Origin of the sequence: Psychrobacillus soli (genome assembly GCF_006861775.1) — a bacterium.
Classification (GTDB): Bacteria; Bacillota; Bacilli; order Bacillales_A; family Planococcaceae; genus Psychrobacillus; species Psychrobacillus soli.
This window is the reverse complement of record NZ_VDGG01000001.1, coordinates 196,855-203,681: the sequence shown is the minus strand read 5'-3', so window position 1 is coordinate 203,681 and position 6,827 is coordinate 196,855. Positions and strand designations below refer to the sequence as shown.

Annotated in this window: 6 protein-coding genes and 2 rRNA genes (1 of these 8 running past the window's edge); 7 read left to right on the top strand and 1 reads right to left on the bottom strand. The window is 40.2% G+C overall.

Going from position 1 to position 6,827, the window contains the following annotated elements; genetic code table 11:
* Nucleotides 1-1,682, top strand: a 23S ribosomal RNA gene (locus FG383_RS00935); it begins 1,123 nt to the left of the window's first position.
* A 60-nt stretch (nt 1,683-1,742) separates the two neighbouring features.
* A 5S ribosomal RNA gene (gene rrf, locus FG383_RS00930) occupies nt 1,743-1,858 on the top strand.
* Nucleotides 1,859-2,632: 774 nt separating this feature from the next.
* On the opposite strand, the gene FG383_RS00925 is transcribed toward rrf, so the two are convergent.
* The gene (locus FG383_RS00925; protein WP_185907809.1) at nt 2,633-2,986 is read right to left on the bottom strand and encodes a VOC family protein; all 354 of its coding nucleotides are present in this window, start codon (nt 2,984-2,986) and stop codon (nt 2,633-2,635) included.
* A gap of 140 nt (nt 2,987-3,126) precedes the next feature.
* On the opposite strand from FG383_RS00925, the gene FG383_RS00920 reads away from it, so the two are divergent.
* The 5 genes from FG383_RS00920 to FG383_RS00900 all read left to right on the top strand — a co-directional run bounded on the left by FG383_RS00920 (nt 3,127) and on the right by FG383_RS00900 (nt 6,804).
* A complete protein-coding gene (locus FG383_RS00920) occupies nt 3,127-4,002 on the top strand; it encodes a helix-turn-helix transcriptional regulator (protein WP_246096780.1) in 876 nt (291 codons plus the stop codon).
* Nucleotides 4,003-4,135: 133 nt separating this feature from the next.
* On the top strand, nt 4,136-4,510 hold the full coding sequence (locus tag FG383_RS00915; RefSeq protein ID WP_142604956.1) for a GntR family transcriptional regulator: 375 nt from the start codon (nt 4,136-4,138) through the stop codon (nt 4,508-4,510).
* Nucleotides 4,507-5,385, top strand: a complete 879-nt coding sequence (locus tag FG383_RS00910; RefSeq protein ID WP_142604955.1) for an ATP-binding cassette domain-containing protein — start codon at nt 4,507-4,509, stop codon at nt 5,383-5,385. The genes FG383_RS00915 and FG383_RS00910 overlap by 4 nt, the downstream gene beginning before the upstream one ends.
* Entirely contained in the window at nt 5,369-6,103 is a 735-nt protein-coding gene (locus FG383_RS00905; protein ID WP_142604954.1) for a hypothetical protein, read from the top strand. The genes FG383_RS00910 and FG383_RS00905 overlap by 17 nt, the downstream gene beginning before the upstream one ends.
* The gene (locus FG383_RS00900; protein ID WP_142604953.1) at nt 6,100-6,804 is read left to right on the top strand and encodes a hypothetical protein; all 705 of its coding nucleotides are present in this window, start codon (nt 6,100-6,102) and stop codon (nt 6,802-6,804) included. The genes FG383_RS00905 and FG383_RS00900 overlap by 4 nt, the downstream gene beginning before the upstream one ends.
* Nucleotides 6,805-6,827 lie beyond the last annotated feature (23 nt).

Here is a 6,827-nt window from a genome sequence, read left to right as displayed (position 1 = left end):
ACCAGTCCTTACGGTCTGACTTCAACGCCCTTAGAACGCTCTCCTACCACTGATACCTTTGGTATCAGTGGTAGGAGAGCGTTCTAAGGGCGTTGAAGTCAGACCGTAAGGACTGGTGGAGCGCTTAGAAGTGAGAATGCCGGTATGAGTAGCGAAAGACGGGTGAGAATCCCGTCCACCGTATGACTAAGGTTTCCTGAGGAAGGCTCGTCCGCTCAGGGTTAGTCGGGACCTAAGTCGAGGCCGATAGGCGTAGACGATGGACAACAGGTTGATATTCCTGTACCACCAAACCACCGTTTGAGTAATGGGGGGACGCAGGAGGATAGGGTAAGCGTGCTGTTGGTTATGCACGTCCAAGCAGTAAGGCGTGAATGTAGGCAAATCCGCATTCTATAACGTTGAGCTGTGATGGCGAGCTCGTATGAGCGAAGTTCCTGATTTCACACTGCCAAGAAAAGCCTCTAACGAGGTGATAGGTGCCCGTACCGCAAACCGACACAGGTAGTCGAGGAGAGAATCCTAAGGTGAGCGAGAGAACTCTCGTTAAGGAACTCGGCAAAATGACCCCGTAACTTCGGGAGAAGGGGTGCTCTTTAGGGTGAATAGCCCTGAAGAGCCGCAGTNGGAAGGTTAAGAGGAGTGCTTAGCGCAAGCGAAGGTGCGAATTGAAGCCCCAGTAAACGGCGGCCGTAACTATAACGGTCCTAAGGTAGCGAAATTCCTTGTCGGGTAAGTTCCGACCCGCACGAAAGGCGTAACGATCTGGGCACTGTCTCAACGAGAGACTCGGTGAAATTATAGTACCTGTGAAGATGCAGGTTACCCGCGACAGGACGGAAAGACCCCGTGGAGCTTTACTATAGCTTGATATTGAATTTTGGTGCAACTTGTACAGGATAGGCAGGAGCCTTAGAGCCCGGAGCGCCAGCTTCGGAGGAGGCGTCGGTGGGATACTGCCCTGGTTGTATTGAAATTCTAACCCATACCCGTAACCCGGGTAGGAGACAGTGTCAGGCGGGTAGTTTGACTGGGGCGGTCGCCTCCTAAAGTGTAACGGAGGCGCCCAAAGGTTCCCTCAGAATGGTTGGAAATCATTCGAAGAGTGTAAAGGCAGAAGGGAGCTTGACTGCGAGACCTACAAGTCGAGCAGGGTCGAAAGACGGGCTTAGTGATCCGGTGGTTCCGCATGGAAGGGCCATCGCTCAACGGATAAAAGCTACCCCGGGGATAACAGGCTTATCTCCCCCAAGAGTCCACATCGACGGGGAGGTTTGGCACCTCGATGTCGGCTCATCGCATCCTGGGGCTGTAGTCGGTCCCAAGGGTTGGGCTGTTCGCCCATTAAAGCGGTACGCGAGCTGGGTTCAGAACGTCGTGAGACAGTTCGGTCCCTATCCGTCGTGGGCGTAGGAAATTTGAGAGGAGCTGTCCTTAGTACGAGAGGACCGGGATGGACACACCGCTGGTGTACCAGTTGTTCTGCCAAGAGCATCGCTGGGTAGCTATGTGTGGACGGGATAAGTGCTGAAAGCATCTAAGCACGAAGCCCCCCTCAAGATGAGATTTCCCATTACGCAAGTAAGTAAGATCCCTCAAAGACGATGAGGTAGATAGGTTCGGGGTGGAAGCGTGGCGACACGTGCAGCTGACGAATACTAATCGATCGAGGACTTAACCAAATGTATTTATCTGTTGAAAATGTCGTTTATCCAGTTTTGAGTGAACAAGCACTCAATTAGTCTAGTGATGATGGCAAAGAGGTCACACCCGTTCCCATACCGAACACGGAAGTTAAGCTCTTTTGCGCCGATGGTAGTTGGGGGTTTCCCCCTGTGAGAGTAGGACGTCGCTGGGCACTAATAAAGAAGTCGTTATCGAGTAATCGGTAACGACTTTTTTTGTTGTTTAGGAAACAATGAAAATTTAGACATGTGGATAACCTAATTCAAACAACATAAGATATCGTATTTTTGATATTATATGTCAATTAGCAAGTAAACTTGCTAATTGGTTGCTTTCACTAGTAATTTGGTTGCTCTCATGCTGATTTAGTTGCTTACCAAATAGAATTGGTTGCTTTCAATGAAGGATTGGTTGCCCTAAGCCATTTACTGGAGTCACACATTCGAAAACCTGTACAAAATTTTGTTTTTAGCGAGTCTATTTTCGATGCTGGTAACGAATCCAGCCTAGGCCAACAGGAATGTTGGTCACGAAGGCATTGCCACACGATGTAGCGCTCTAAGCAGCGGGAAGGCTCATTCGCTCATCTGACCGAAAGCGTCTGACTGAAACGAAAATCACAGCAGTCACCTGTGAAAGCTTTTACGACGCATTATCCCTATTATGTGCGTCATTTTATTACTTCGTTCCCATTTGCTATATTGGGCAGAAACAGGCGCGTACTCTTCTGGTCTTAAAATTAGCCATATATAAACTTACTCAGAAACGACATTTCCCAGGAAATAATGACACTATTCATCAATAAAAATAAACAAAATTCACTTATGATTTCATATTATGTAACAAAATTCGATTTTTATTATGTATCGTTGAATAATAATGAAATAAATAAATTTAATTACAACATCGAAAAGAGAAAAAATCACTCAAAAGAGGGATTGTTGCACTAAATTTCACTCATTAACGCGTGAGTGTTTCCTTCTGTGTCTTTGAAAAATGACATCCAAGTTTCAGTATCACCCATTTTAGCTACCATATGTGGTTCGTCAATAAATATTGCTCCATTATCTCTCATTCGAGTTACCTCTGCCTGTAAATTATCTATTTTAAAATACAACACAGAACTCGGATGATCAAACTCTTTCGTTTCTGGTCGGCTCAATAGTAGCCTCGTTTCCTCACATTGAAAAAAAGCTAATCCATTCGTTTCGAATAGCAAAGGCAATCCTAATACGTCTCGATAAAACTCGACAGCACGCTCCACATTTTCTACATTTACTGCAATTTGGCTAATCTTCATTTATAAAACCTCCATCTCTCTAATACAAGTTCAATATAAATCAGAAAATTCCTTTATACTAATTAATAGTTTCGCAAAAAATATCAAAAATAATTTAAACAGAACTATTAAGATAATTAATAGAGGAGGTGCATGAACCAGTGAATATCATTCAAGAGACAGTAAACTGGTTAGAAACAAAGAAAGAAGAATCCATAAATACTGAAGAAATTGTACAGTTCACGGGATATTCTTTTTATCATTTTCATCGTTTATTTCAAGAGCATGTTGGCATGTCACTCCATGAATATGTACGACAAAGAAGAATCACAAGCGCAGCAAATAAACTTATTTACACAGACACACGAATATTGGATATTGCACTTAGTTACAAATTTGAATCACAAGAATCTTTTACGAGAGCGTTTCGCAAGGTGTATGGATTACCACCTGGGAAATATCGAACGCTCATGCGAACTTTATTAGAAGAAAAAATTGAGCAGGAGGATGAGATAATGGAAGGTTGGTTTTTAAGTGGTACGAATAGTGAGAGTTATGAGATGCGAAGAGACTTTGAAAATGTTCTTAAAGGAAATGCTTCAGGACAATTGCGATCTATAGGACAGGTTCCAAAAGAAGGTTTCGGTACTGTCATGCAGCAGTTTCATGCGAAAGAGTGGCTTGGAAAGCGGATGAAATTATCATGCTTTATTCAAACGAAGTATGTGGAGGGGACAGCGGGATTGTGGATGCGAGTCGATGGAAAAGACGGGGACACCTTGCAATTTGATAATATGCAAAACCGTCCTATTAAGAATACAACTGGTTGGAATCATTACTCAGTAGTATTAGATGTTCCAGAAAGTGCAGGTGCTATCTATTTTGGTGTTATGCTGCAAGGTGGTGGAGAAGTATGGATGGATGAATTCACATTGGTTGAGGTGGATGAAAAAACACCATTAACGAATATGATGATTCCTGAAAATATGCCAAGCAGGCCAATTAATTTGAATTTTGAACTGGAGTTTGAAAAGTAGAAGTAGCAGTAAAAAACCACATTTACTTAAGAATGTGGTTTTTTGTGTTAATAGTGTAGACATTTTAGAAAATTTAATATATAGTACATTACAACACTAATGTACTGACTTTCTTGAAAGGAGGACAGCTAAATTGGATTTAAATACCGAAAGCACGAAACCAATCTATATTCAAATTGCGGAATGGATTGAAAATGAAATAATTGCCGATCGATTTCAGAGTGACGGAAAAGTACATTCGCAATATCAATTAGCAGACCTCTTTAACATTAACCCAGCTACAGCTGCAAAGGGATTAACGATACTTGTGGAGGAACAAATTCTGTATAAGAGAAGAGGATTAGGCATGTTCGTAGCATTAGAAGCGAAAAACATGATTCTTGAAAAGAGACGTAACGAAACACTAACACGAATGGCAAGGGAGCTTGTTTTAGAAGCGAGGCGGCTTTCTGTATCGGAAGAGGAACTGATTCAGCTGATAAAGAAATGTGAGGAGGAACAAAAGTGACAGTTATTGATTGCCAGGATTTACGAAAAAAATATAAGCGTATGGCGGCACTTGACGGGATAACATTTCAATTGAAAGATCAAAAAATCACTGGTTTGATAGGCAGAAATGGTGCTGGAAAAACGACATTGCTTAAAATCTTAGCGGGCTTTATTCGAAAAGGTTCTGGGGATGTTCTAGTGTTTTCGAGCAACCCATTTAATAATTTGCGTGTATCAGGGAACAGTATTTTAGTAGATGATCAAATGAGTTTTCCTGATTCGTTGACACTAGCAGATATATTAGGCATGGCACCGGATTTTTATAAGAGATGGGATACCGAGCTTGCGAATAATCTATTTAAGTACTTTAAATTGAATCCAAAACAACTGCATTCAAGATTATCTAAAGGTAATAAGGCGACGTTTAATATGATTTTTGGGCTGGCTACAAGATGTGAGTTGACGATGTTTGATGAACCTACAAATGGGATGGATGAAGCGGTTCGATCTGATTTCTACAGGGCGCTACTGAAAGATTATATAGCGCATCCTCGTTCGATTATGATTTCTAGCCATCATTTAGCTGAGATGGAGCATTTGTTAGAGGATATTTTACTTATTCATAAAGGGAAAGTTGTTTTTCATCAATCACTGGAGGAAGTTAAGGAGTATGCTGTTGCGCTTCAAGGAACAACTGATTTAGTAGAAAAGTTGGCTGCCGGGAAGGAAATTCTTCATACAAAGCAATTGGATAGTCAGCGGAATTATGTAGTGATAAAAAAGGAAGAGATGCCTGTAATAGATGGTGTTACGACTCAGCCTGTGTCTGTAAGTGATGTTTGCATGTATGTGACGAGTGATGGGAAAGGGGGAATCGATGATGTTTTTAAGTAATAGCACATTAGGAGAAGTGGTTTGGACGCAATTGAAGTTTAAGATGAATGCATATTTAGGAGCAGTTGTATCACTTATTTTTGTACAAATAATTGGCCTAATAGTTTCAATGAATGGAAATAGTTCTACAGGTAGTGGTGTTGATAATACATCGTTTACGATAATTACCATTTCGTCTGATGTTGTTTTTGCCTTTGTAGGCATTTGGGCAGTTTTTGTTGGGAAGTTGTTTACAACAAAAGCATATCGATACGATGACTTTTCTTTTGTAGCAACACGTCTAAGTAGTAACTTAGCAAACTTCTCCGTTCTTTGTTTGATGAGTATTTTTGCAGGAGTCACAACGTTTTTATCTAACTATATTTTGCGGGTAGTACTACTTCTTGTTAGCGATGTAGATTATGTGAAAAGTGTTAGTATTTTTGAGGATCCGATTGGTACTATCGTTAACCTCAGTATAATGATCATCCTAATTTTAACGATTTCGGCTGGAGGATATTTATGGGGAATGCTTGTGCAGATTCACAAGGCATTTACGTATCTTTTGATATTATTGATTATTACATTGCTAGTTACAAAGACTGGTCAGACAATACTTCAATACGTATTTATTGAAAATGAGTCTATAGTGTTTTTGATAGTTAAATTAATTGCTTTATCACTTGTTTTCTTTTTATTAGCAATTTTATGTTCGAATCGATTGGAGGTTAGACGATGAGTATGGATACTTGGGTGGTGGCTATTCTCCCGCTACTTGTTTTACTTTTTCTCATATGGATATTTCTTCGTTTAGGCAGAAATATAACAAAACATATAAATTGGACCAAACGATTAAGTAAATGGTTGCTATATGTTTACATAGGCATGCTTTTGTTGGCAATAGTAGCCTATGAATTTATTCCAACAAACGGGGATAAAATTGCGGCTCCAAAAGAATACACAATGTTTAAAAATGAAAATAAAATATTTCAACAAGCATTTGAAAACAATGAGGGAAGTAAATTTGATTCAAAGTTTTTAGTAGAAGAATGGACACAAGAATTAGTAGGGGATACATTAGAAATAATTTCAAAAGGCTCTCAATTTCCAACTGAAAGATTAAATATTGAATGGACTGATTCTAAGGAGCAATTGGTGGAAGCCAAAATGTATAAGACACATTCCTACATGGATGGTATAAACTTGGGAGAGGAAATACCGCTATCGACAGTTGAAATAAATGACAATCAAATAATCTTAACAGCCCCTTCACCCAAACAGCTAACATATTATCTTTTTTCAAATGAACTATCGGTCCTTTCAATTGTTGATAGCTTGGATGCATGGGAACAAAGACGTGTTATAGGCTACACATACATTTACTTAAAGGTCCCGAAACATATTAATGTGATAGATAAAGATGGATTACAATTCTATTGAGCAAAAGTGCCTTTAAAGAGAGG

Coding starts and splice junctions, on each gene's coding strand:
- FG383_RS00905 (WP_142604954.1), top strand. CDS start 5,369: ATGATGTTTTTAAGTAATAGCACATTAGGAGAAGTGGTTTGGACGCAA.
- FG383_RS00900 (WP_142604953.1), top strand. CDS start 6,100: ATGAGTATGGATACTTGGGTGGTGGCTATTCTCCCGCTACTTGTTTTA.
- FG383_RS00925 (WP_185907809.1), bottom strand. CDS start 2,986: ATGAAGATTAGCCAAATTGCAGTAAATGTAGAAAATGTGGAGCGTGCT.